27 protein-coding genes are annotated in these 22708 nt (G+C 65.8%); 8 read left to right on the plus strand and 19 right to left on the minus strand.

The window, feature by feature from the left end; translation table 11 throughout:
* Positions 1 to 75 precede the first annotated feature (75 nt).
* Complete coding sequence (locus AC1KAR_RS13450) at positions 76 to 3264, plus strand: CHASE domain-containing protein (protein ID WP_480318463.1); 3189 nt, start codon at positions 76 to 78, stop codon at positions 3262 to 3264.
* Between the two features lie 108 nt (positions 3265 to 3372).
* Positions 3373 to 4314: an RNA polymerase sigma factor RpoH gene (rpoH, locus tag AC1KAR_RS13455; RefSeq protein ID WP_480318465.1), complete on the plus strand. Its 942-nt coding sequence runs from the start codon at positions 3373 to 3375 to the stop codon at positions 4312 to 4314.
* Between the two features lie 97 nt (positions 4315 to 4411).
* Here the strand turns inward: rpoH and AC1KAR_RS13460 are convergent, their stop codons facing one another.
* The 5 genes from AC1KAR_RS13460 to AC1KAR_RS13480 are packed head-to-tail and all read right to left on the minus strand — an operon-like array spanning position 4412 to position 8486.
* A complete protein-coding gene (locus AC1KAR_RS13460; protein WP_480318467.1) occupies positions 4412 to 5026 on the minus strand; it encodes an SCO family protein in 615 nt (204 codons plus the stop codon).
* The gene (gene cyoE / locus AC1KAR_RS13465; RefSeq protein WP_480318469.1) at positions 5011 to 5922 is read right to left on the minus strand and encodes a heme o synthase; all 912 of its coding nucleotides are present in this window, start codon (positions 5920 to 5922) and stop codon (positions 5011 to 5013) included. The genes AC1KAR_RS13460 and cyoE overlap by 16 nt, the downstream gene beginning before the upstream one ends.
* A gap of 22 nt (positions 5923 to 5944) precedes the next feature.
* Entirely contained in the window at positions 5945 to 7051 is a 1107-nt protein-coding gene (locus AC1KAR_RS13470; RefSeq protein ID WP_480318471.1) for a COX15/CtaA family protein, read from the minus strand.
* Between the two features lie 3 nt (positions 7052 to 7054).
* The gene (locus tag AC1KAR_RS13475) at positions 7055 to 7786 is read right to left on the minus strand and encodes an SCO family protein (RefSeq protein WP_480318473.1); all 732 of its coding nucleotides are present in this window, start codon (positions 7784 to 7786) and stop codon (positions 7055 to 7057) included.
* Positions 7740 to 8486, minus strand: coding sequence for an SURF1 family protein (locus tag AC1KAR_RS13480; RefSeq protein ID WP_480318475.1), 747 nt, complete (start codon positions 8484 to 8486; stop codon positions 7740 to 7742). Before AC1KAR_RS13480 ends, AC1KAR_RS13475 begins: the two co-directional genes overlap by 47 nt.
* A 47-nt stretch (positions 8487 to 8533) precedes the next feature.
* Between AC1KAR_RS13480 and AC1KAR_RS13485 the strand changes: the two genes are divergently transcribed.
* Positions 8534 to 8755: a twin transmembrane helix small protein gene (locus AC1KAR_RS13485; protein WP_480318477.1), complete on the plus strand. Its 222-nt coding sequence runs from the start codon at positions 8534 to 8536 to the stop codon at positions 8753 to 8755.
* Between the two features lie 70 nt (positions 8756 to 8825).
* On the opposite strand, the gene AC1KAR_RS13490 is transcribed toward AC1KAR_RS13485, so the two are convergent.
* The 6 genes from AC1KAR_RS13490 to coxB are packed head-to-tail and all read right to left on the minus strand — an operon-like array spanning position 8826 to position 13547.
* A complete protein-coding gene (locus tag AC1KAR_RS13490; RefSeq protein WP_480318479.1) occupies positions 8826 to 9710 on the minus strand; it encodes a cytochrome c oxidase subunit 3 in 885 nt (294 codons plus the stop codon).
* 48 nt (positions 9711 to 9758) lie between these two features.
* On the minus strand, positions 9759 to 9992 hold the full coding sequence (locus tag AC1KAR_RS13495) for a DUF2970 domain-containing protein (RefSeq protein ID WP_480318481.1): 234 nt from the start codon (positions 9990 to 9992) through the stop codon (positions 9759 to 9761).
* Positions 9989 to 10576 carry a cytochrome c oxidase assembly protein gene (locus tag AC1KAR_RS13500; RefSeq protein ID WP_480318483.1) on the minus strand — a complete coding sequence of 196 codons (588 nt, stop codon included), beginning with the start codon at positions 10574 to 10576 and terminating at the stop codon, positions 9989 to 9991. The genes AC1KAR_RS13495 and AC1KAR_RS13500 overlap by 4 nt, the downstream gene beginning before the upstream one ends.
* Positions 10576 to 10686, minus strand: a complete 111-nt coding sequence (locus AC1KAR_RS13505) for a cytochrome oxidase small assembly protein (protein ID WP_480318485.1) — start codon at positions 10684 to 10686, stop codon at positions 10576 to 10578. Before AC1KAR_RS13505 ends, AC1KAR_RS13500 begins: the two co-directional genes overlap by 1 nt.
* Positions 10687 to 10707: 21 nt before the next feature.
* The gene (gene ctaD / locus AC1KAR_RS13510; protein ID WP_480318487.1) at positions 10708 to 12348 is read right to left on the minus strand and encodes a cytochrome c oxidase subunit I; all 1641 of its coding nucleotides are present in this window, start codon (positions 12346 to 12348) and stop codon (positions 10708 to 10710) included.
* 44 nt (positions 12349 to 12392) lie between these two features.
* Positions 12393 to 13547, minus strand: coding sequence for a cytochrome c oxidase subunit II (gene coxB / locus AC1KAR_RS13515; RefSeq protein WP_480319427.1), 1155 nt, complete (start codon positions 13545 to 13547; stop codon positions 12393 to 12395).
* Here coxB and AC1KAR_RS13520 point away from each other — a divergent pair.
* Positions 13513 to 13644 (plus strand): hypothetical protein, encoded by a 132-nt coding sequence (locus tag AC1KAR_RS13520; RefSeq protein WP_480319452.1) that lies wholly within the window; start codon positions 13513 to 13515, stop codon positions 13642 to 13644. The two genes, coxB and AC1KAR_RS13520, sit on opposite strands and share 35 nt — an antisense overlap.
* A 129-nt stretch (positions 13645 to 13773) precedes the next feature.
* Here the strand turns inward: AC1KAR_RS13520 and AC1KAR_RS13525 are convergent, their stop codons facing one another.
* Entirely contained in the window at positions 13774 to 14736 is a 963-nt protein-coding gene (locus AC1KAR_RS13525; protein WP_480318489.1) for a class I SAM-dependent methyltransferase, read from the minus strand.
* On the opposite strand from AC1KAR_RS13525, the gene AC1KAR_RS13530 reads away from it, so the two are divergent.
* Positions 14737 to 15420, plus strand: coding sequence for a ComF family protein (locus AC1KAR_RS13530; RefSeq protein ID WP_480318491.1), 684 nt, complete (start codon positions 14737 to 14739; stop codon positions 15418 to 15420).
* 19 nt (positions 15421 to 15439) lie between these two features.
* Positions 15440 to 15910, plus strand: a complete 471-nt coding sequence (gene trmL, locus AC1KAR_RS13535) for a tRNA (uridine(34)/cytosine(34)/5-carboxymethylaminomethyluridine(34)-2'-O)-methyltransferase TrmL (protein ID WP_480318493.1) — start codon at positions 15440 to 15442, stop codon at positions 15908 to 15910.
* 9 nt (positions 15911 to 15919) lie between these two features.
* On the opposite strand, the gene AC1KAR_RS13540 is transcribed toward trmL, so the two are convergent.
* The 4 genes from AC1KAR_RS13540 to AC1KAR_RS13555 form a co-directional block, all read right to left on the minus strand.
* Positions 15920 to 16903, minus strand: coding sequence for an NAD(P)H-dependent glycerol-3-phosphate dehydrogenase (locus AC1KAR_RS13540; RefSeq protein ID WP_480318495.1), 984 nt, complete (start codon positions 16901 to 16903; stop codon positions 15920 to 15922).
* A 28-nt stretch (positions 16904 to 16931) separates the two neighbouring features.
* The gene (gene secB / locus AC1KAR_RS13545; protein ID WP_480318497.1) at positions 16932 to 17393 is read right to left on the minus strand and encodes a protein-export chaperone SecB; all 462 of its coding nucleotides are present in this window, start codon (positions 17391 to 17393) and stop codon (positions 16932 to 16934) included.
* An 82-nt stretch (positions 17394 to 17475) separates the two neighbouring features.
* Positions 17476 to 17736: a glutaredoxin 3 gene (grxC, locus tag AC1KAR_RS13550; protein WP_480318499.1), complete on the minus strand. Its 261-nt coding sequence runs from the start codon at positions 17734 to 17736 to the stop codon at positions 17476 to 17478.
* A gap of 13 nt (positions 17737 to 17749) precedes the next feature.
* Positions 17750 to 18160, minus strand: a complete 411-nt coding sequence (locus tag AC1KAR_RS13555; protein ID WP_480318501.1) for a rhodanese-like domain-containing protein — start codon at positions 18158 to 18160, stop codon at positions 17750 to 17752.
* Between the two features lie 87 nt (positions 18161 to 18247).
* Here AC1KAR_RS13555 and gpmA point away from each other — a divergent pair, with 87 nt between their 5' ends.
* Positions 18248 to 18994 (plus strand): 2,3-diphosphoglycerate-dependent phosphoglycerate mutase, encoded by a 747-nt coding sequence (gpmA, locus tag AC1KAR_RS13560; protein WP_480318503.1) that lies wholly within the window; start codon positions 18248 to 18250, stop codon positions 18992 to 18994.
* A 3-nt stretch (positions 18995 to 18997) separates the two neighbouring features.
* Here gpmA and AC1KAR_RS13565 read toward each other — a convergent pair whose 3' ends face one another.
* Positions 18998 to 20281: an MATE family efflux transporter gene (locus tag AC1KAR_RS13565; RefSeq protein WP_480318505.1), complete on the minus strand. Its 1284-nt coding sequence runs from the start codon at positions 20279 to 20281 to the stop codon at positions 18998 to 19000.
* A gap of 154 nt (positions 20282 to 20435) precedes the next feature.
* On the minus strand, positions 20436 to 21365 hold the full coding sequence (gene lhpI / locus AC1KAR_RS13570; protein WP_480318507.1) for a bifunctional Delta(1)-pyrroline-2-carboxylate/Delta(1)-piperideine-2-carboxylate reductase: 930 nt from the start codon (positions 21363 to 21365) through the stop codon (positions 20436 to 20438).
* Between the two features lie 39 nt (positions 21366 to 21404).
* Between lhpI and AC1KAR_RS13575 the strand changes: the two genes are divergently transcribed.
* Positions 21405 to 21902, plus strand: a complete 498-nt coding sequence (locus AC1KAR_RS13575; protein WP_480318509.1) for a pilin — start codon at positions 21405 to 21407, stop codon at positions 21900 to 21902.
* Between the two features lie 28 nt (positions 21903 to 21930).
* On the opposite strand, the gene AC1KAR_RS13580 is transcribed toward AC1KAR_RS13575, so the two are convergent.
* Positions 21931 to 22707 carry a lysophospholipid acyltransferase family protein gene (locus AC1KAR_RS13580; protein WP_480318511.1) on the minus strand — a complete coding sequence of 259 codons (777 nt, stop codon included), beginning with the start codon at positions 22705 to 22707 and terminating at the stop codon, positions 21931 to 21933.
* Between the last annotated feature and the right edge of the window lies 1 nt (position 22708).

Genomic DNA, 22708 nt, shown 5'->3' on the forward strand with positions numbered 1-22708 from the left:
TGGCCCCGGTGGTAGGCTCAGGCACGCCCGGACTCTCAGGTGCCACTGGCACCGCACGATGCCGCATACCGCCTGATGCCGACCGCCGCGATTTCACGCCCGCCACCGCACTGGATGCTCGCCCTCGGCGGCACGGCTCTGGCCTACGCCCTTGTCGGATGGGCTTCGATGTGGCTGGCCATCCCGCCCGGCTACGCGGCTCCGCTCTACCTGCCCGCCGGAATCGCACTCGCGAGCGTTCTTACCTACGGGTGGCGCATGCTGGGCGGCGTGGCGCTCGGCGCCTTCGTCGTCAATGCCCTGCTCGCCTACGACCGAGGCGTGCCGAACGTCGGCGGTCTGTTGCTGCTCCCATGCGTCACCGCGATCGGCGCGGCCACGCAGGCCGCCGTTGGTGCCGCCCTGGTGCGCCGCTACAGCACCCAGCCCCTCACCCTGAGCGAGCCGCGTGACATTGCGGTCTTTCTGGGCCTGGGCGCCATCGTCGCCTGCACCATCAGCGGCAGCTTCGGCACCGCGGGCCTGTACTTCATCGCGCAGCAACCACTGGGCTCGCTGTGGTTCACATGGTGGACATGGATGTCGGGCGACACCCTGGGTGTGCTGATCGCCGCCCCACTGCTGCTCACGCTCATCGGGCAGCCACGAAGCGAATGGGTGTCACGGCGACTCACTGTCGGGCTGCCGCTGGCACTGGCCACCGTGCTCATCACCCTGGGCATTTATCAAGTGGGCCGGTGGGAGCAAGACCGGCTGCAGGCGGCATTCGAGCGCGACGCCGTCAACGCCTCGGCCAAGATGGCCGCGCAGCTCGAATACCCCTTGCACGCTCTGGAAGCCTTGCGTGGCGCCTTCCTGGCCTCCGAAGAAGTGACACGCGACGAGATGCGCCGCGCCAGCCAGGCATGGCTCGCTGCGGGCGACCAACTGCAGGCCATGGGCTGGGCAGAGTTCGTGCCGCGCGGCGAGCTGGCAGCATACGAAGCGCGGGTACGAGCCACAGACATGCCGGGATTTCGGGTCTACGACCGCAGCGACGCGGGCTTCACCCCCCTGCCGGGCGACTCCGTCTCGGTCCTGCGCTACATCGAGCCCATGTCGCTCAACGCCCGCGCGCTGGGCGTGAACAGCCGCTCCGTCCCCGAGGCGCAGGCAGCGATCGACACCGCCGTGCGGCTCGATGCCCCTGTGACCACGGCAGGCTTCCGCGTGGCACAGGAGATGGGCGACAGGACTTCGGTGGTGATCTACCACGCCCTGTACAACGGCCGCCCCTCGACCGCCGCGGAACGCACGAGCGCTGCGCGCGGGGTGGTCTTCGTCACCGTGCGCATGGACGCGGCGATGAAGACCTTCCAGTCGAACCTGCCTCGCTACCTGAACCTGTGCGTGCTCGACACCGATCCGCTGGCCAAGCGCCGCCGCCTGGCCGGCGAGCCGGGGTGCGAATCGCTCGACCTCGGCATGCTGCACGTGCAGCCCTTCTTCTATGCGGGCCGGCAATGGGATCTGCGCGTGACGGCCTCGCCCAGCGATGTGCCGGGCGCCCGTGAACTCAACGCGCTTCTGTTCTCGCTGGTCGGCCTGCTCGCCACGGCGATGCTGGGTGCGCTGCTGCTGACGGTGACGGGCCGCACCCGCCGCATCGAAGCCGCCGTGCGCGACCGCACCGCCGCCCTGCAACACGAGATCGGTGAGCGCGAGCGCACCGAGGCCGATCTGCGAGAGAGTGAACAGCGCTTTCGCAACATCCTCAACAACGTGCCCATCGGCGTGGTCTACACCGACCTGCAAGGCAATGTGAAAGAGGTCAACCCGCGCTTTTGCGCGCTCACCGGCTACCGCGCCGAAGAGCTGCTGCAGATGAACCTGGCCGCGCTCACCCATCCGGACGACCGTGCCCAGGACCGCGAGCTCGTCAATCAGCTGGTACGCGGCGAGATCCCCGTGTTCCGCCGTCAAGGTCGATACCTGACACACGATCAGCGCATGGTGTGGGTGCAGTCCATCGTGACCCTCCTGCCCGACGTGCAAGGGCTGCCGCACCGCATCGTCGGCGTGGTCGAAGACATCACCGAGCACCTGCGTCTGGCCGACGCCGAACACGCACGCGAGGTGGCCGAGGCGGCCAACAAGGCCAAGAGCGAATTTCTCTCGCGCATGAGCCACGAACTGCGCACGCCGCTCAACGCGATGCTGGGTTTCGCCCAACTGCTCGAACTGGATCAGAACCACCCCTTGCCACCGGTGCAACGCCCCTGGGTCGCCCAGATCCAGAGCGCCGGCTGGCATCTGCTGGACATGATCAACGACGTGCTCGACCTCTCGCGCATCGAGTCCGGCACGCTCAACCTTCAGACCGACAAGATCGACCTGCGCGAGGTCCTCGCGACCGCCCTGCCGCTGCTCGAACAAAACGCCAAGCGGCGCGGGATCGTCGTCTCGCAGAACGTACCGGAAGACGCGGCACGCGTACTCGGTGACAGCACGCGTGTGAAGCAGATCCTCATCAACCTGTTGAGCAACGCCGTCAAGTACAACAACGACGGTGGCCACATACACATCAGCGCGCGCACCAGCCATCGCGAATGCGTCGAGCTCACCGTCACCGACACGGGCTTGGGCATGACTCCGCCCCAGCTCGCGCAGCTGTTCCAGCCGTTCAACCGGCTGGGGCGCGAACGCACGGCGCAAGAGGGCACCGGCATCGGGCTCGTCATCAGCCAGCGCCTGGCCGAGCTCATGGGCGGCGCGCTGCGTGCCCGAAGTGCCGCAGGCGAAGGCTCATCCTTCATCCTCACCTTGCCCCGCGCCGACGCGGGCGAGGTGGCGGACCACGACCAACCCACACCCCACCCGATCGCGAACGACTACCACCAGCGCAGCGTTCACTATGTCGAGGACAACCCGACCAACGTCGAGGTGATGCGCGGCATCCTCTCGCGTCGCCCTCAGGTGCGCTTCGACGTCTCCATCACGGGCCTGGACGGCTTGGCGGCCATCCGGGCACGCCGGCCCGACCTGGTGCTTCTGGACATGCACCTGCCCGACATCGACGGCATGGAGCTGCTCAAGCACCTCAAGGCCGACCCCGGCACGGCCGAGGTGCCCGTCGTGGTGGTGTCGGCAGACGCCCTGCAGGCTCAGATCGACGCCGCCATGCAAGCCGGCGCACACAGCTACCTGACCAAGCCGGTGAGCGTGGCGCAACTCCTTGCCGTCATCGATGCTTTGCTCGAGAGCGCAGAGACTCGATTCGGCTAATTTATTTGCAACTCCAGATAGTGGTTACTCACTTGGTTTCACCGAAGTCGCGGATCAGCACTCTCAAACCTCGAGTGCTAATATGGTGGGAACAAAAGGAGTTCAAAGATGTCTGATGTTGCTATGAACATGTCATCTGCTTCTGGTCTGGCTTTGCGCGATCCGTTTGCCATGGTGCCCTCGCTCGGCAACCTGGACGCATACATCTCCGCCGTCAACCGCGTCCCCCTGCTCACGCAGGAGGAAGAAGTGTCATGCGCCAAGAACTTGCGCGAGCAAGGCGACGTCGACGCCGCGCGCAAGATGGTGCTGTCGCACTTGCGTCTGGTGGTGTCGATCTCTCGCCAGTACCTCGGTTACGGCCTGCCCCATGGCGACCTGATCCAGGAAGGCAACGTCGGCCTGATGAAGGCCGTCAAGCGCTTCGACCCAGCGCAAGGCGTGCGCTTGGTCAGCTATGCCATGCATTGGATCAAGGCCGAGATTCACGAATACATCCTGCGCAACTGGCGCATGGTCAAGGTGGCCACGACCAAGGCACAGCGCAAGCTGTTCTTCAATCTGCGCTCGATGAAGCAAAGCTTGAAGGAAGAATCGCCCGACGAGAACACTCACCGCACCACGCTCACGCAAGGCGAGGTGGACACCATGGCCCGCACGCTCAACGTCAAGCGCGAAGAAGTGCTGGAGATGGAAACCCGCATGTCGGGCGGTGACGTGGCGCTGGAGCCGCAAACGGACGATGGCGAAGAGAGCTACGCGCCAATCGCCTACCTCGCCGACGAAAGCACTGAACCCACTTGCGTGATGGAAGCGCAGCGCCGCGACTGGCTGGCAGGCGACGGCATCGCCCAGGCCCTGGACGTTCTCGACCCGCGCAGCCGCCGCATCGTCGAAGAGCGCTGGCTCAAAGTGAACGACGACAGCTCGGGCGGCATGACGCTGCACGAACTGGCGGCCGAGTACGGCGTGAGCGCCGAGCGCATTCGCCAGATCGAGGCGGCTGCGATGAAGAAGATGCGCAAGGCGCTGGCAGAAACGGTCGCTTGACGCACGCCACACGCCAGCCAGCTGCCACCCCACCAACGAAAACGGCCCCGCGTAGGGGCCGCCTTTCTTTCGCGGTTGCGTGCCGTGCCGTCGTGCCCTATGCGGTGCCCAGCAAAGCCTTGAGATCTGCCGCGAGAGGGGCCGCACCAGTCCCATAGCGGGTGAAGAGCCGGAGCTTCCCTGTGGTATCGAAGATGTACGAACCCGCGGTGTGGTCCATGGTGTAGCTGCCGGGGGACTTGCCCTGGACCTTGGCGTAGTACACCCGGAACTCCTTGGCCGTGGCCGCCGTCTGCTCGGGCGTGCCTCGCAGCGCGACAAAACTCGGGTCGAAGCCACTCATGTAGGCCTTCAACACCGCCGGCGTATCGCGCTCCGGGTCGATCGTGATGAACACACCCTGGATGCGCTCGCCGTCCTTTCCGAGCGACTTCTTCACCTCGGCCAGTTCCGCCATCGTCGTGGGGCACACGTCCGGGCACTGCGTGTAGCCGAAGAACACGACCGTCACCTTGCCCTTGAAGTCGCCCAGCGTTCGCGCCTGCCCGTTCTGGTCGGGCAGCGACAGCTTGGCGCCATAGTCCGCGCCGGTGATATCGACCGCGTTGAATTTCGGCTTGGCGCCACCCATGCCCAGCTTGTCGCAACCGGCGAACAGCGCGGCGGCGCCGAGGACGAAGAGGCGACGCGAAGTCATCAGAGTAGTGGCCATAGGTAGTGATCCAGCAGCAAGGCCGCGAACAGCAGCGAGAGGTGGACGATGGAGAAGCGGAAGGTCGAGCGCGCGAGCGCATCGGAATAGCTCCGCCACAGTTTCCAGGCGTAGCCGATGAATCCGGCCCCCAGCAGCACCGCACACACGAGGTAGATCGGCCCGCTCATGCGGAAGACGAACGGGAGCAGGGTCGCGGCGAACAGCACGAAGGTATACAGCAGAACTTGCAGGCGCGTGAACTCGTTGCCGTGCGTGACGGGCAGCATCGGCAGGCCCGCCTTGCGATAGTCCTCGACCCGGTAGAGCGCGAGCGCCCAGAAGTGCGGCGGTGTCCAGAGAAAGATGATGAGGCACAGCATGAGCGCCTCGGGGCCGACCGCATCACGCATGGCCGCCCAACCCAGCACCGGTGGCATCGCGCCCGAGGCGCCGCCGATCACGATGTTCTGGGGGGTCATCGGCTTGAGGACCACGGTGTAGATGACGGCATAGCCCACGAAGGTGGCGAAGGTGAGCCACATCGTCAGCGGGTTCACGAGCCAGTAGAGGATGGCGCTGCCCAGGGCGCACAGCACGGCCGAGAACAACAGGGTCTGCGTGTTCGTCAGTTCGCCCTTGGCCGTGGGCCGCCATGCGGTGCGCGCCATCTTGGCGTCGATGTGCTGCTCGACCAGGCAGTTGAAGGCGGCCGCAGCGGCGGCCACCAGCCAGATGCCGGCCGTGGCGGGCAACACGAGCCGCCAATCGGGCATGCCGGGCACGGCCAGCAGCATCCCGATGACGGCGCAGAAGACGATGAGCTGCACCACCCGAGGTTTGGTGAGCGCGTAGAACTGCCGCGTGATCGAAGTTCGCGCGACAGGGGGGGCGGAGGTACTGAGCAGTTCTGACATGGCGACAAGCGAATTCGCGATTTTACGAGCCCACCTGCGCCTGCCGGGCACGCGCCAGCATCACGGCCGTCAAGGTGATCAGCGCCGCCGCCCCGGCGGTGTGGCCCAGGGCCGCGACCAACGGCCATCCCAGCACCACGTTGCTCAAGCCCGTGGCGAGTTGCCAGGCGCCGGCGCCCACCAACACCCAAGCCCAGCGCCTCAGTGGCACGGAGCCCGCAGCAAACAGGGCCCAGGCCAGGCACGCCATGGCCGTCAGAACGACGAATGCGCCAACGCGATGCGTGAAGTGGATGGCAGTGAGAGCCGCAAACGGAAGGTAGCCCCCGTCCTTGCCCGCGCCGAGTTCACGCAGCACGGCGAAGCCATGCTCGAAATCCATCTCGGGCCACCACTGGCCCTGGCAGGTCGGGAAGTCCCGGCAGGCGAGCACCGCGTAGTTGGTACTGACCCAGCCGCCGAGTGCAATCTGAACCACGGCCAGCCCGAAGACGACCCACACCGCGCGATGCAGTCTGCGGGGCAAATGCAACGGCGCGCGCACATGGGCCTGGCTTTGCACGGCCAGCAGGACGAGCAAGGCCAGACCGCCGAGCAGATGCGCGGTAACGATGGCCGGGTACAGCTTCATCGTCACCGTGAGCGCACCGAACGCGCCTTGCACGCATACCCACAGAAGCGTGGCAGTGGCCCACCACGGCGACAGCACCGCGTTCCCACGGCGCGCGGCGCGCCAACTCCCGATCGTGAGCGCAATGATGAGCACGCCGACCACCGTGGCCAGGTAGCGATGCACCATCTCGACCCAGGCCTTGCCGTGAGTGACGGGGCCGGTCGGCATGGCTGTCTGGGCGGCCTGGATATCCGCGTGCGCGCCCAGCGGGCTGGCACTGCCGTAGCAACCCGGCCAGTCGGGGCAGCCGAGTCCCGAATCAGTGAGGCGCGTGAAGGCACCGAACACGACGAGGTCGAAAGTCAGGAACAGCGTGAGAACCGTCAGCGCGCGCAGGCGCACGCCGGGCGGAGCGTGGCGGTGTCGCACCATGATCCAGCCAATCGGAATGGCACCGAGCACGAGGCTCAACAGCACCAATACGCCCAGCGGGCTGAGGTCGTAGGAAGCAGGCATGGGTCAGCGGCCCGCCTGATCCCAGGAGGACGATGCGCGCAGGAGCTTTTCGATATCTCGCTTCAGCTTGGCGGCTTCGGGCTTCGGGGGCACGCGCATCATCCAGTTGCCCATGGGGTCGACGATGTACATGTGGTCGTCGATCGAGCGGCCTGCTGCAGGTTGCAGCCATGTGGCCAACGCAGCCGACGGTGCGCGCAGCACGGTCACCGGCGTTCCGGTCGTGAGGGCCTGGACCGTTTCGGCGCGAGGCGGCGCAGCGTCGTCGATCAGCCAGACCTTGTCGAGACGATCCTTCTCGCGGCCCAGCGATTCGTGAATCTGGCGTTGGAGCCACAGACTGCGCTCGCAAGCCGAATCGCATGCGGCGCCGGCCACCACCACCAGCAGCCACTGGCCCTTGAGTTTGGCGGCCGCGAAGGCCTGTCCCTGCAGATCGCTCAGGGGCAGGTCGGGAGGGATCGGGCGCAACGGCTGAATCAACTCGCTGTAATTCGTGCGGCCTTCGGGGCGGATCACGAAGTAGGTGAAGTACGACGCGATCACAGGGGCGGCGCAGACGAGCAGCACCAGAAGCATCTTGAAGCGCCCGTGTCGGGTGCGTCGACCTTCGACCGCCGCGGCGGGCATCGAGTGAACCGTAAAGCTCAGGCCCGCGCCCCCGGCGTCGGCAGCGCTGGCGTTCGGATTAGCTCCGCCGTTCACGTCGGGGGCGGATGAGTTGGAACCAGACATACAAACCTGCGATGAGTGCGCACAAGCCAAACCATTGGAAGGCGTAGCCGTAGTGCTTTTGAACATCGGCCGCGGGGCGCGGCCATTGGCGCAAGAGGCCGTCGCCGGCGGTGCCGGAACTGTCGGCCTGAATCACCGACCACGGGCGCAAGCCAACACCGGCTTCGCGCGCGAACTCGGAAAGGTCGAGATTTTGCCGGATCACCCCGGAGGCCGCCGCTCCGGCGAAGTCGAACAGCCGGCCCGGCGCAGGGGCGACCTGTCCCACCACGTCGACCAGCCCCAGTGGCGTAGGCGGGGTCGTCACGCGCGTCCGGTCTTGCATGTCGCGGGGAATCCAGCCGCGCTGAACAATCACCGCATCCCCGGCAGCAAGAACCAAGGGCGTGATCACGAAGAAGCCCGGCCGACCGTTCATCTGCCGGTTCTCGAGGAACACCGTGGCACCCTGTTTCCACTCGCCGCGCAGACGTACCGGACGAAAGTGCTCCGCCCGCGCTGCTGCCTCGTCGCGCGGCAAGGTGGGCTGGGTCAACTCCGGCAGCCCGCGGCGTGAATCAAGCGCCGACTGCAGAGCCTCTTTCTCCGACGCCCGGCTGAGTTGCCAGACGCCCAGGCGCGCCGTCAGTGCCATGCCGATCACGGTGGCGATCAACACGATCCAGGCGCGGCGGCGTGCGTCAGATCGGTTCGGTGCCATGGGGCGCGCTGCCATCCAGGTCGGTGCGGGTGGAATAATCGACCGCCATGAAGTACCTCATCGCGATCGCGCTCGTCCTCGTTCTCATGGCGCTGGCTTCCGCCGGCGTCTTCATGATGCGCGACGGACGCAACGGCAAACCCAAGACCGGCAACATGATGCGGGCGCTGGCCGTCCGAGTGGGTCTGTCGGTGCTGTTGTTTCTCTGCATTCTGCTGAGCTACTGGATGGGCTGGATCCGTCCGACGGGGATTCCACTGGGCCAATGAAGTTCACCGTGACCCAAGCAAAAGAGCGCCCCCTGGGCGCTCTTTGCATTTGATGGAGGTCGGTTGACGCTCAAAGCCAATACACGACGATGTACAAGCCCAGCCAGACCACGTCGACGAAGTGCCAGTACCAGGCCGCGCCCTCGAAGCCGAAGTGACGCTGCGGCGTGAAGTGCCCCTTCATCAGGCGAAGCGTGATGAACAACAGCATCAGCATGCCGACAAACACGTGGAAGCCGTGGAAGCCGGTGAGCATGTAGAACGTCGAGCCGTAAATGCCGGAGTTGAGCTTCAGGTTCAGGTCGGCGTACGCGTGCATGTACTCGTAGGCCTGGAAACCGAGGAAGGTCACGCCAAGGAGCACCGTCGCCCACATCCAGAAGATGGTCTTCGCGCGGCGGCCGGCGATCAGCGCATGGTGGGCGATCGTCAGCGTGATGCCGGACGTCAGCAGCAGCGCGGTGTTGATCGTCGGGATGGGCCAGGGGCCCATGGTCGAGAACGGCTCGACGATGCCAGCCGGCGAAGTCGTCGCACCAGGCACGGAACTCGGCCAAGCAGCCTTGAAATCAGGCCAGAGGAGTGCGTTCTCGAGACTGCCAAGGCTCGGCACCGATTGCATGCGGGCCCAGTACAGCGCGCCGAAGAAGGCACCGAAGAACATCACTTCGGAGAAGATGAACCAGGCCATGCTCCAGCGGAAGGACACGTCGATGCGGTCGCTGTACATGCCGCCTTCGCTTTCGCGGATGGCGTCACCGAACCATTGCTTGAGCACGAACGCCCACCAAAGCAGGCCGAACAGCAGGACGTAAGCCGCCCAACCGTGACCGTTGATCCACTGGCCAGCACCGAAGATCACCAGGAGGAGGCCGAAAGCGGCCATCACCGGATGCCGCGAAGGGCCGGGCACGAAGTAGTAAGGGGTCTGTCCCGAATGCGTCGCTGCCGACATGATTTCTCCTACGAATCGGATCTCTTTGAATCTTGAACAGGTGCCGCCTCAGGCAGCCACACCACTCGCAAGCACCCAGCGCACGATCAGCACCAGAGCCACGATAAAAACCACTGCGCCGATGAGCCCCGCCACAATCACATGCACCGGGTTCAACTGCGCCACATCCTTTTCATGCTCGGTCGATCGGCGCACGCCGAAGAACGACCACGCCACGGCGCGCAAGGTCTGGCCGAACGAGCCTTTGCGCTGCACAGCATCCTTGAGCCCGCCGTTCGTCACAGAGCCGGCTCCTTGGTGCCGACGACCGCCACCTTGCCGCCCACTTCGAAGAAGGTGTACGACAGGGTGATGGTCTTCACATCCTTCGGCAGCTTCGGGTCGATCACGAACGCGACCGGCCACTGCTTGGACTCGTCGGGCTGCAGGGTGTACTGGTTGAAGCAGAAACACTCCAACTTGTTGAAGTACGCCGTGGCCTGCTTGGGTGCGTAACTCGGAATGGCCTGCGCCGACATGACGCGGTTCTGCACGTTGCGGAACTCGTACATCACGGTTGCCAGTTCACCGGGGTGGACCTCAAGCGACCGCTGGGCCGGTTTGAACTCCCACGGGCCGCTGGCGTTCGCGTCGAACTCGACGGTGATGGTGCGGGAACGATCGACCTGCGTGTTGGCCGGCGTCGCTTTCGAGTTGCCCGGAACCGCGCGCTCGCTGAGCGACAGCACGTTGATGCCGAGCGCTTCGCAGATCTGCTTGTACATCACGGTCAGGCCATAACTGAAGGCGAACATCAGCGCCGCAATCACGGCCAGTTTGGCCACCATGCGGCGGTTGTCGCCTTGAAGTGAACGGCCGGCTTTCATCACAGCCCGAAGAAGATGGCACGAACCATGAAGCCAACGAAGAAGACAAGCGCCACCGAGGCCAGGATCCAACCCAGCCGGCTGTTGCTCTTCTTCTGTTCAGGCGTCATGGTCGTTGGCTTCTACCGAACTCAGCCGATGACCTTGGTGGCCGACGCATTCAGCTTGGGCGGCGTCTCGAAGGTGTGGAAAGGTGCGGGCGACGGCACTTCCCATTCCAGGCCTTCAGCGGCTTCCCACGGCTTCTGCGGGGCCGGCGCACCCTTGCCGCGCATGCATGGGATGACGATGAACAGCAGGAAATAAACCTGCATCAACCCGAACCAGAAGGCGCCGACAGTCGCGAGTGCGTTGAAGTCGGCGAACTGCATCGGATAGTCGGCGTAGCGGCGCGGCATGCCGGCCAGGCCGAGGAAGTGCATCGGGAAGAAGGTCACGTTGAAAGCGATCAGCGAGCCCCAGAAGTGGATCTTGCCGCGCGTCTCGGAGTACATGACCCCGGTCCACTTCGGTGCCCAGTAATAGAAGCCGGCGAACATGGCATAGAGCGAACCAGCCACCAGAACGTAGTGGAAGTGGGCCACGACGTAGTAGGTGTCCTGCAACTGAATGTCGATCGGTGCCACCGAGAGGATCAGGCCCGTAAAGCCGCCCATCGTGAACACGAAGATGAAGCCGACGGCAAACAGCATCGGCGTCTCGAAGGACATCGAACCGCGCCACATGGTGGCGATCCAGTTGAACACCTTCACGCCGGTCGGGATCGCGATCAGCATGGTGGCGTACATGAAGAACAACTGCCCGGTCACGGGCATACCGGTCGAGAACATGTGGTGCGCCCACACGATGAACGACAGGATGGCGATCGACGAGGTGGCGTACACCATCGAGGTGTAGCCGAACAGGCGCTTGCGGGCAAAGGCGGGCACGATGTGGCTCACGATGCCGAATGCCGGCAGGATCATGATGTACACCTCGGGGTGACCGAAGAACCAGAAGATGTGCTGGTACATGATCGGGTCGCCGCCGCCGGCCGGGTTGAAGAACGACGTGCCGAAGTGGCGGTCAGTCAGCGTCATGGTGATGGCACCCGCCAGCACAGGCATCACCGCGATCAGCAGGTAGGCCGTGATCAGCCACGTCCAGCAGAACATAGGCATCTTCATCAGCGTCATGCCAGGTGCGCGCATGTTGAGGATGGTCACGATGATGTTGATCGAACCCATGATCGACGAGGCACCCATGATGTGCATCGCGAAGATGCCGGCGTCCATCGAGGGGCCCATCTGCAGCGTCAGCGGTGCATAGAGCGTCCAGCCGGCCGCCGGTGCGCCACCGGGCATGAAGAACGAGCCCACCAGCATGAGGGCAGCCGGGATCAGCAGCCAGAAGCTCAGGTTGTTCATGCGCGCGAAGGCCATGTCGGATGCGCCGATCTGCAGCGGGATCATCCAGTTCGCGAAGCCCACGAAGGCCGGCATGATGGCGCCGAACACCATGATCAGGCCGTGCATCGTGGTCAGCTGGTTGAACAGCTGCGGGTTCACGATCTGCAAGCCCGGCTGGAACAGCTCAGCACGGATCAGCAGCGCGAGCACGCCGCCGAAGAGGAACATCGCGAACGAGAACAGCATATACAGCGTCCCGATGTCCTTGTGATTGGTCGCGAACACCCAGCGGCGCCAGCCGTGCGGCGCATGGTGGTCGTCATGGGCATGGTCGTCGTGGCCATGGCCGGCCGCGTGGCCGTGGGGGTCGAGTACTGCACTCATGGGTCTTCTTCCTTTGGGGCGCTGTTCGGTACGCGGATCGGTGTTTACTTGCGGGCGGCCGCAACTTCAGACGGCTGCACGAGCTGGCCGGTCTTGTTCGACCAGGCGTTCTTCGTGTAGGTCACGACTGCGGCGATCTCGGTGTCGCTCAGTTGTTTCCAGGCCGGCATGGCGCCGTTGTTCTGGCCGTTCAGCACGACGTGGATCTGCTTGCCCTTGTCGGCGTCGAGCACCACCGGCGAAGCATCCAGCGGCTTGATCGGGCCCGCGCCCTTGCCATTGGCCTGGTGGCATGCGGCGCAGTTGGCGGCGTACACCTTCTCACCGCGAGCGGCCAGATCCGCGAGCACCCAGACCTTGTTCGGGTCGTCAGCCTTGGCAGCGGCCTCCTTCTTCTTCACGTCGACCCACTTGGTGTAGTCCTCGGCAGACACCACCTTCACATGGATCGGCATGTAGGCGTGCTCCTTGCCGCAGAGCTCAGCGCACTGGCCGTAGTAGTCGCCGACCTTTTCAGCGCGGAACCAGGTGTCGCGCACGAAACCGGGGATGGCGTCCTGCTTGATACCGAAGGCCGGCACCATGAAGGCGTGGATCACGTCGGTCGCCGTCGTGATGATGCGAACCTTCTTGTCGACCGGGACGACCAGCGGGTTGTCGACCTTGAGCAGGTAGTCGTCGCCTGCAGGCTTGCCGGCATCGGACATCTCGCGATGCGTCACGTCGAGCGTGGAGAGGAAACCGATGCCCTCGCCCTCGCCCTTGATGTAGTCATAGCCCCACTTCCACTGGATACCCGTGGCCTTGATGGTCAGGTCGGCGGCACTCGTGTCCTTCATGGCCACCACGGCCTTGGTGGCGGGCAGCGCCATCGCGATCACGATGAAGAACGGCACCACCGTCCAGGCGATCTCGACCTTCACGCTCTCGTGGAAGTTGGCGGCCTTGTGGCCCTTCGACTTGCGGTGCTTGAAAATCGAATAGAACATGACGCCGAAGACGGCGAAGAAGATCACCAGGCAGATGATCATCATCATGTAGTGAAGATGCTGCTGCTCGCTGGCGATCTTGGTGACGGCCGGGTGCAGGTCGAGCTGATTGACTGCCGGACCGCCCGGCAGGTTGTTCACGGCCATGGCGGCAGATGAGGCAAGCAGTGCGCTCATGGCCAAGCCCATCTGCCCGACTCTCATGCACATAGACTGGCAAAGTGATTTCGTCATCTTCATCATGGTCGCTTCAGTTTTCAAGATTCGCATCGATGCCAGCACACCGGCAGTGACTGAGAACGTGTAGCTTTCCCTCGGCACCGACCTTCAGCCTTGAGTCCATAAGCCCGCGCAAAGGCCGGCGGGCTCGGCTGAGCCTGCATTTTTTCAAGCCTGCGAGTTTAACGCAGGCTCTTTTGCTTCTCGGGGTGGTGCGTTACGGGCGGGGCGTCTTTGTGCGCACCATGGCGCGCATGTCGTCCAGCGACACCGTGGTTTCGGCACTCAAAGCCGCTCGGGGCGCGGCTTTGAAAGCATGCCCGTACGCCACCTCGAATTCCATTCTCAGCCGCCCATCCGGCCCGGACATCGTCTTCAATTCACTCAGCAACTGCGCGCGCCACCTCGGTGTGCGCAGGCCCGAAAAGCGGTCAGGCGACGCATTGGCACCCAAGCTGCGCAGTTCTTTCAAGAAGGCTTCGGGGCTGTCCCAGCTCAGAGTCAACACCTCCTGGTCCATGACAGGGTCGGCGAATCCGGCCTGCACCAGCATGTCCCCCAGGTCATGCATGTCGACGAGATCGGCCATCGCCGGGCCCCAGCCGAGCCGCTGGTAGATCTCTCGCAGTTGGCGCAAGGTGCCCGGGCCCAGACAGGAAAACATTACGAAGCCGTCGACCGCCAACGCGCGTTGCCAGCGCGAGAACAGCGCTGGCGGATCGACCGACGCGTGCAGCATCATGTTTGCCCACACCAGCTGCAAGCTGCCGGCCGGTACCGCGTCGGCGTCGACGACCTGGGGCCTCGCGCCTACCCAGCGGCGCGGTGTCCACCATGGCGCCACGGAGGCTTGCCGGCTGCGCTCGCGCAGCGGCTCAGTGGGTTCGACGATGAGGCTGCCCGCATCGGGATACGCCTGCCTGAGCAGCCCCTGCCCTGCTCCAGAAAACGACCACCAGTCGAGCACGGCCTGCGGCTTCAGGCGAATGATCTCGAGGCGCTCCGCCATGCGGCGCGCCACCTCTGCGTGCAGCCAAGGCGCCTCCTGGGCCCGGGCCGCCCGACGAAGGCACGCACGCACACACATCGCATCGATGTGCCGCAGGGTGGGGGGCGAGGGGGCGCTCATGGAGTGCGGCAGTATATTGAGCCGATGCTTTTCACTCGCCTGCTTCAGCACGTGCCGAGCCTGTGCGCCGTCTGCCGCAGTTGGGGAGAGCAGGCTCTTTGTGAGGCCTGCCTGCGGCGATTCGCGCCACGGGTGCCGCGATGCACGCAATGCGCCATCCAGGTCCCCGACGGGGTGGCCGTCTGTGGCAGCTGCCTGACCGCGCCGCCCCGCTTTGACCGCGCCATTGCGGCGGTCGACTATGCCCACCCGTGGTCGAGCCTCATCACGCAGTTCAAGTTTCACGGCGCTCTGGATCTGGCGCAGGTGTTTTCGTCCTTGCTCGCTTCGACGCAAGCCGACCGCGAGACCACGGCTTCGCCCCCGAGCCTCCTGCTGCCCGTGCCTCTGAGCGCACAGCGGCTGCGTGAACGCGGCTACAACCAGGCGTGGGAGATCACTCGCCGCGTGGCCCCGGCGCTCGGCATCGAAAGCGATGCGCGGCTTCTCGTACGGACCAAGGACTCACCCCATCAACTGTCTCTCCCCTTGGATCGGCGCGCTGCCAATGTGCGCGGCGCGTTCGCGGTGGCATCTGGACGTGCGGACGGACTGCGCGGCCGTTCGGTCGCCGTCATAGACGACGTGATGACCACGGGGGCCACGTTCGCCGAGATAGCGGCCGCGCTGAAAGCAGCCGGCGCAGCCCATGTCGAAGCCTGGGCGCTCGCACGCACGCCGCGCCCGGCCGGCTGAGCGCCGCGACAATCGGCCCATGTTCAATATCGTTCTGGTCCACCCCGAGATCCCGCCCAACACCGGGAACGTGATCCGCCTGGCTGCCAACACGGGCTGCGCCCTGCACCTGATCGAGCCGCTCGGGTTCTCGATGGATGACCGGAACCTGCGCCGCGCAGGGCTGGACTACCACGAGTACGCGCCGGTACGACGGCACGCATCGTGGGCGAGCTTCCTCGAAGGGGCACAGCCCACTCCCGAGCGCCTGTTCGCATTCACCACGCATGGCAGCCAGCCGTTTGCATCGGCGTCATGGCAGGCGGGGGATTGGCTGGTCTTCGGCTCGGAGACCGCGGGGCTTCCGGCTGAACTGCGTGAGAGCTTCCCGAGCAGCCGCCGCGTGCGCCTGCCCATGCGAGAAGGCCAGCGCAGCCTCAACCTGAGCAATACCGTGGCCGTGGCCGTGTTCGAAGCCTGGCGCCAGAACGGCTACGAAAGCGGCGGCTGAGGGATTTGCTCAGACCTCGCGCCGCGCATCGCGCGACATCAGCTCCTGGATCGCCTGTGCAGGGCTGATGCGGCCGTCAAGCACCCGCACCACCGCGTCGGTGATCGGCATGTCGACACCGCAGGCCCGTGCTCGCTGTAGCACAGTCGAGGCGCAAGCCACGCCCTCCGCCACATGCCCGAGCTCCTGCAGGATCTGCGCAAGCCCCTGCCCTTGTGCCAGCCGAAGCCCGACCTTGCGATTGCGCGAGAGGTCTCCGGTTGCCGTGAGCACCAGGTCGCCCAGGCCGCTCAATCCCATGAAGGTCTCGGCCCGCGCGCCCAGCGCGGTACCGAGGCGAGTCATCTCGGCCAGGCCCCGGGTGATCAACGCGGCACGCGCGTTGAGGCCGAGCTGCATGCCGTCCGCAATACCGGTGGCGATCGCCATCACGTTCTTCACCGCCCCACCGACCTCGACACCCACGGGATCGCTGGAGGCATAGATCCGCAGACTGTCGCTGTGGAAAGCTTCCACGGCCCGCTCGCACAGCGCCTCGTCTGCGCTGGCGGCGACAAGCGCTGCGGGCTGCCCGCGCGCCACCTCTTGCGCGAAGCTGGGCCCGGAGAGCACACCGACGCGGGCGTTGGGCCGCAGGGTGCGCGCCACCTCATGACCCAGCAGGCCGGTGTGCTCCTGGAACCCCTTGCACAGCCACAACACGCCGAGATCGGATTCGGGCAGCCTCTGCAGCATCTCGCCCAAGCCCGCCATCGGGGTGGCGATGATCACCAAGCCATCGCGTGCATGGGCCACTGCCGCGTCGAAATCGTGCGAAACCTGCAAGGACGGCGGCAGCGCCGAGCCGGGCAGGTAACGCGCGTTCTCGCGTGCGCTCTGCATGTGCGCAGCCTGCTGCGCATCACGCACCCACAGCATGGTGCTGTGGCGTGCGGCCGTGTTCACCGCCAGCGCCGTGCCCCAGGCACCGGCACCGAGCAGCGTGAGGTTCATCGCCTTGGCGTGGCCGTTCGCGCGGCGATCAGTTCGGCTGGGCAGCCGAGCCGTTGATGGCTTGCTGCTGCTGAGCTTCGAACATGGCCTGGAAGTTCACTTCGGCCAGCATGACCGGCGGGAAGCCGGCGCGCGTGCAGATGTCGGACACCACGGCGCGAAGGTACGGGTACACGATCTGCGGGCAGGCGATGCCGATGATGGGCTGGAGCTGCTCGTCGGGGATGTTGCGGATCTCGAAGATGCCGGCCTGCTTGGCCTCCACCAGGAACAGCGTCTTGTCGTTGACCTTGGTGGTGACGGTGGCGGTCACGCTCACTTCGTAGATGCCATCGCTCACGGGTGCGGCAGCCAGGCCGAGATTGATGTCGACCTGCGGCTGGGCCTGTTCCAGGAAGATCTGCGGCGAATTCGGTTGCTCGAGCGACAGATCCTTCAGGTAGATGCGCTGAATCTGGAACACGGGGGTGGCATTGGTCTCGTCGGCCATGTGGGTCTCGCAATCTTGTAAATGGAAGGCCGCGCACCGGGCGCGGCCAGAACGGCGGATTATGTCTGAGCGCCTGTGACGCTCAGGAGGCTTGCAGCAGGGGCATCAGGCCGCCACGTTGGTCGAGCGCGATGAGGTCGTCGCAGCCGCCGACATGGGTGTCGCCGATGAAGATCTGGGGCACCGTGCGGCGGCCGGTGATCTCCATCATGGTGGCGCGCTGGGCCGGGTCGAGATCGACCCGCACTTCGTCGATGTGGTCCACGCCTCGCTGCTGAAGGATCTGCTTGGCGCGCTGGCAGTACGGGCACACCAGCGTCGTGTACATCTTCACGGCTTGCATGGGCGGGCTCCGTTCAGGCCGACTTCTCGACCGGCAGGCTGGCTTCGCGCCAGGCCTTCAGGCCGCCCGCCAGCGCGCGCGCGTTCTCGAAGCCCAGTTTGCGCAGGATGGCAACAGCGCGCGTCGCGCGGCCGCCGGTCGCGCAAACGACCACCAGCGGAAGCGTCTTGTTCTTCGGCAGGTCGCTGCCCGCTTCGAGTTTGGCCAGCGGCACGTTCTTGGACCCGCCGGCGTGACCAGCGGCGTACTCGGCCGGCTCGCTCACGTCGATGAGGACGGCACGCTCGCGGTTGATGAGCTGCACCGCTTCGGACGCTGTCACCTCGCCACCGCCGCTGGCTGCACGCAGCCGCGGCCAAGCCAGCAGGCCGCCCGAAATCAGGGCCACCACGATCAGATACCAGTTGTCGAGAAAGAATTTCACAGAGGGAGCCCGGGCAGTTGGAGGCAAAGGCGAATTATAGAATTCGGCCCTTTCCCGACTGCCGTGCTCCGCGCGCTTGACCCTGCCATGTACAAACTCGTGCTCATCCGCCATGGTGAATCGACCTGGAACCTCGAAAACCGCTTCACCGGCTGGGTCGACGTGGAACTCACGCCCACCGGCGTCGAGCAGGCCAAGCAGGCCGGTCGCCTGCTGAAGGAAGCCGGCTACGACTTCGACGTGGCCTACACCTCGGTGCTCAAGCGCGCCATCTGGACCCTGTGGCACACGCTCGATCAGATGGAACGCACCTGGCTGCCGGTGGTGCACCACTGGCGCCTCAACGAGCGCCACTACGGCGGCCTGCAGGGCCTCAACAAGGCCGAGACCGCCAAACAGTACGGCGACGAACAGGTGCTGGTCTGGCGCCGCAGCTACGACACGCCGCCGCCGCCGCTGGCCGCTGACGCACCGCTCAGCCAGCGAAGCGACATCCGCTACGCAAAGCTCAAGACCGAAGACATCCCGCTCACCGAATGCCTGAAGGACACCGTGGCGCGCGTGTTGCCGGTCTGGAACGACAGCATCGCCCCGGCCATCAAGGCGGGCAAGCGCATCGTGATCGCGGCCCACGGCAACAGCATCCGCGCGCTGGTGAAGTACCTCGACAACATCGCCGACGACGCCATCGTGGGTGTGAACATCCCGAACGGCATCCCGCTGGTATATGAGCTTGACGCCGACCTCAAGCCGATCAAGAGCTACTACCTGGGCGACGTCGAAGCGGCTGCCAAGGCCGCGGCCGCCGTGGCCAGCCAGGGCAAGAAGGGCTGAGCGTCAGCGCAGGAGCCGGTGCCGCGTCCACGCGGTACCGCGCATGCGCTTGCGAAAGAGGATGTTGCGCACGATCCAGTCGGCGAACATCCCCAGCCAGACCCCCACGACGCCCAGGCCGCACACGATGCCGAGCACGTAGCCGGCACCGATGCGCAGCCCCCACATGGTGGAGCTCCCCACCAGCAGGCCATAGCGGGTGTCACCCGCGCCACGCAGCCCCGCCGGCAGCACCCAGGAGCCGGCCCATGCCGGCATGAACACGCAACTCAGCGCGATCAGCCAGGCCGCTTGGCGCGTGACCTCTTCGTTGTTGCCGAACAGCCCGGCCAGCCACCACGAAAAGGGCAGCACGAGCAACGCCAGCGTCGACAAGCACCAGTTCGCGCTGCGGATCACGCGGCGCAAGGCGCGCTGCGCTGCCTCGACCCGCCCCGCCCCCAGCCGCATCCCGACGAGCGTGGTGGCCGCCACGCCCAGTGCGGTGCCCGGCGTGTTCAGAAAGGCGCTCACGTAGAACGCGATGAAATTGGCTGCCATGGCCGTCGTGCCCAGGCCCACCACGATGGTCTGCGTGACAAGCTTGCCCAGGTGGAAGAACGACGACTCCAGCGCCGCCGGCCAGCCCACGCGCAGGATGGACGCCATGAACTCCTTGCGCACGGGCCAGCCCGGCGCGTGGCCCTCGCCGCGGCGCAAGGTGGGCCAGAGCGCGGTGAGCACGAGCATCACGCCCCCCATGCGCGCCAGCAGCAAGGCAGCACCGGCGCCATTGACGCTGCCGTTCTCGCCGCGCATGAAGATCGCCGCCATCACGATCTGCGACAGCGCCATCACCACCTGCACCCGCATGGCCGCATCGGTGCGTGCCATGCCGCGCAACACGCCGCAACTCACGAGCACGATGGATGTGGCCATGCCGGCCACGATCACCCAGCGGAAGTATCGGTCGGCCTGCACCTTGACGGCCTCTTCGGCGCCCGGCAGGAGCATGCCGATCCACAGGCCGCGCGTGTTCCAGAGCACGAGCGCCACCAGCAGCCCCGCACCCAGCGCGAGCATCAGCGAACTGAAGGCCACGGCCCGCAAGTCGCCTCGGCGCCCCGCCCCCACGCAGTGGGCGACCGTCACCGTGGCGCCCACCGCCAGCCCCCCGTAGACGGCGATGAGCAGGAAGTTGAGCGCATCCATCATCCCGATGGCCGCCACGCTGGCCGCGCCGAGGTGGCTGGCCATCGCCATGACGACCGTGCCCGTCAGCACCAGCGCCAGCTCTTGCAGAAGCACGGGCCCGGCCAGATGCCACACGCCCCGCGGTCGCGCAAAGCGCCGCCGCCACTGGTGGCGAAACCAGCGCAGATGTGCGGCGAGGGGGAGCGAGCTCAAGCCGGCCAAGTTAGCGCAGTACGCGCCCTCTTGCTGTCACCTGGAGCAACCGCTTTCAGCCTGCGTGCGATTCGTACACCAGCACTGCGGCGGCCAGGTCTTCGAGCGCGGTGCCCACCGACTTGAAGACCGTGCGTTCCTCCACGCTTTGCCGGCCCGGCGCCTCGCCTCGGCACAGGCGTGCCAGCGTGCTGCGCACGTCGTCGGGCGTGAACACGCCGCGAGAGATCGGCCCGAGCAAGTCGCCGCTCTTGTGCCAGGCCTCTTCGGTGTCGACGTGCAGGCTGGCGTGTCGAAAGCAGTCGTCGTCGGCCTCGCGCATCGACGGGGTGAAACTGCCGATGAGATCGAGGTGCGTGCCGGGCGCCAGCCATGCGCCGTGCACGACCGGGTTGGTGGCCAGAGTGGCAGAGCTGACGACATCGGCGCGCGACACGGCGGCCGGCAGGTCATCGACTGCGCGGGCGTCCACGCCCTGGCGTACGAGCGCCTCGGCAAGCGCCTGCGCGGATGCCTGGCGGCGGCTCCAGATCTCCACCTGCTCGATGGGCAGCACGCTTCGATACGCGTCGGAAAGCAGGCGGGCCACGCGCCCTGCCCCCACGACGAGCAGGCGGCACGAGTCGGGCCGAGCGAGCCGGGACGCTGCGAGCGCCGACGCCGCCGCGGTGCGGCGCGAAGTGATCTCATCGCCGTCCATCTCGGCCAGCGGCACGCCGGTTGTCGCGTCGTACAGCAGGTAGGTGGAATGCAGGCCGGGCAGGCCGAGTTGCGCGTTGCCCGGGGCAATCATCACGGTCTTGAGACCGAAGTAGCGGCCGGGCTGCCATGCCGGCATGATCAAGACCGTCGGCCCGCCTTCCGCCAGAGTGTGCACATGACGAGGGGGCACCTCGCAGCCATTCGCGAACATGTCCTGGAGCGCAGGCACCAGCCGATCGAACGGCAGTGCAGCACGTGTGGCGTCGGTATCGAAGCGTTTCATGAGGCTCCTTCGCGCATCGACTGTGACACACTGGCCGCGATGCAACGCACCACCCGCGCCCTGCCTGCCGAACGCGGCTTCACACTCATCGAGCTGATGGTCGTCGTCGCGATCATCGCCATCCTGGCGTTGATGGCCGTTCCCAGTTTTCAGGTGAAGTACGTGCGCGAGAACATCGCCGAAGGCTTGCCGCTGGCAAAGCTCGCGAAGGACCCGATCGCACTCGCCTGGGCGCTCACCAAGACACTGCCCGCGGACAACACCGAGGCCGGCCTGCCGGCGGCCGACAAGATCGTCAACAACGTGGTGAAGTCGGTGACGGTGGAAGCAGGCGCCATCCACATCGTGTTCGGCAACCGTGCCAACGGAGCACTGCGCGACAAGACGCTCACCTTGCGACCGGCGGTGGTGGAAGACGCTCCGATCGTGCCGGTAGCCTGGGTATGCGGCCATGCGCGCGCACCCGAGAACATGCGCGCATTGGGTACCGACCGCACGAACATCCCGGCCAAGCTGCTGCCAATCAACTGCGTCTGACGGGGCTCGGTGAGCCCTCAGCGATTTGTCAGTGGGCCACCGCAGCCGTGTGGGCCGCGACTTCATCAACCGACTCCCCCAGCGCGCCGGCAATCTGCGCGTACACGCGATCCGACAGCTCTCGCCGCTCCGCGCCAGCCGTGTCGATCACCGGCAGCAGCATGACGCGGACCTGGAGCCCCCGCCCCCGCGCGACTTGCCACAACGAGCTGACCAGCGTCGTGTCGCCGACCCACACCACGGCACGGCTCGGCACTGCGTCATCGTCGACATAGCGAAGCGCCACCGGTTGCACCGGCGCGCCGGCGGAGATGGCCGCCTGCAGAAGGTTGGCGTGGAAAGGCAGCAGCGCGGTGCCGTCACCGGTTGTGCCCTCCGGGAACACCGCCAAGGTGTCACCGTTCTTCAGCGACTCGGCCATCTGATGAACCACGCGCAGTGCATCGCGTTTGCGCTCGCGCTCAATGAACAAGGTGCCGCCGCACGCGACCAACCAGCCGAGCAAGGGCCAGGCGCGCACATCGGCCTTGGAGACAAAGCGCGTCGGCTGAACCGCATTGATGGCCATGATGTCGAGCCACGAGATGTGGTTGGACACCATCAGCAGCGGCCCGTGGTGCGGCGTGCCGCTGCCCTGAACGCGCAAGCCCAGAAGATGGGCCAAGCGCGCGCACCAGCGCCCTGTCTGCGCGAGGCGCGACTGACGGCTGGCAAAGGGGAACACCACCGCGCACCGAAGCAGGCCGGCACCGATGTGCAGCACGCACCACGCCAGCCGCCAGATCGCTCGCAGGTTGCGCAGCACC

Source organism: Piscinibacter sp. PDB1-1, from assembly GCF_056675995.1.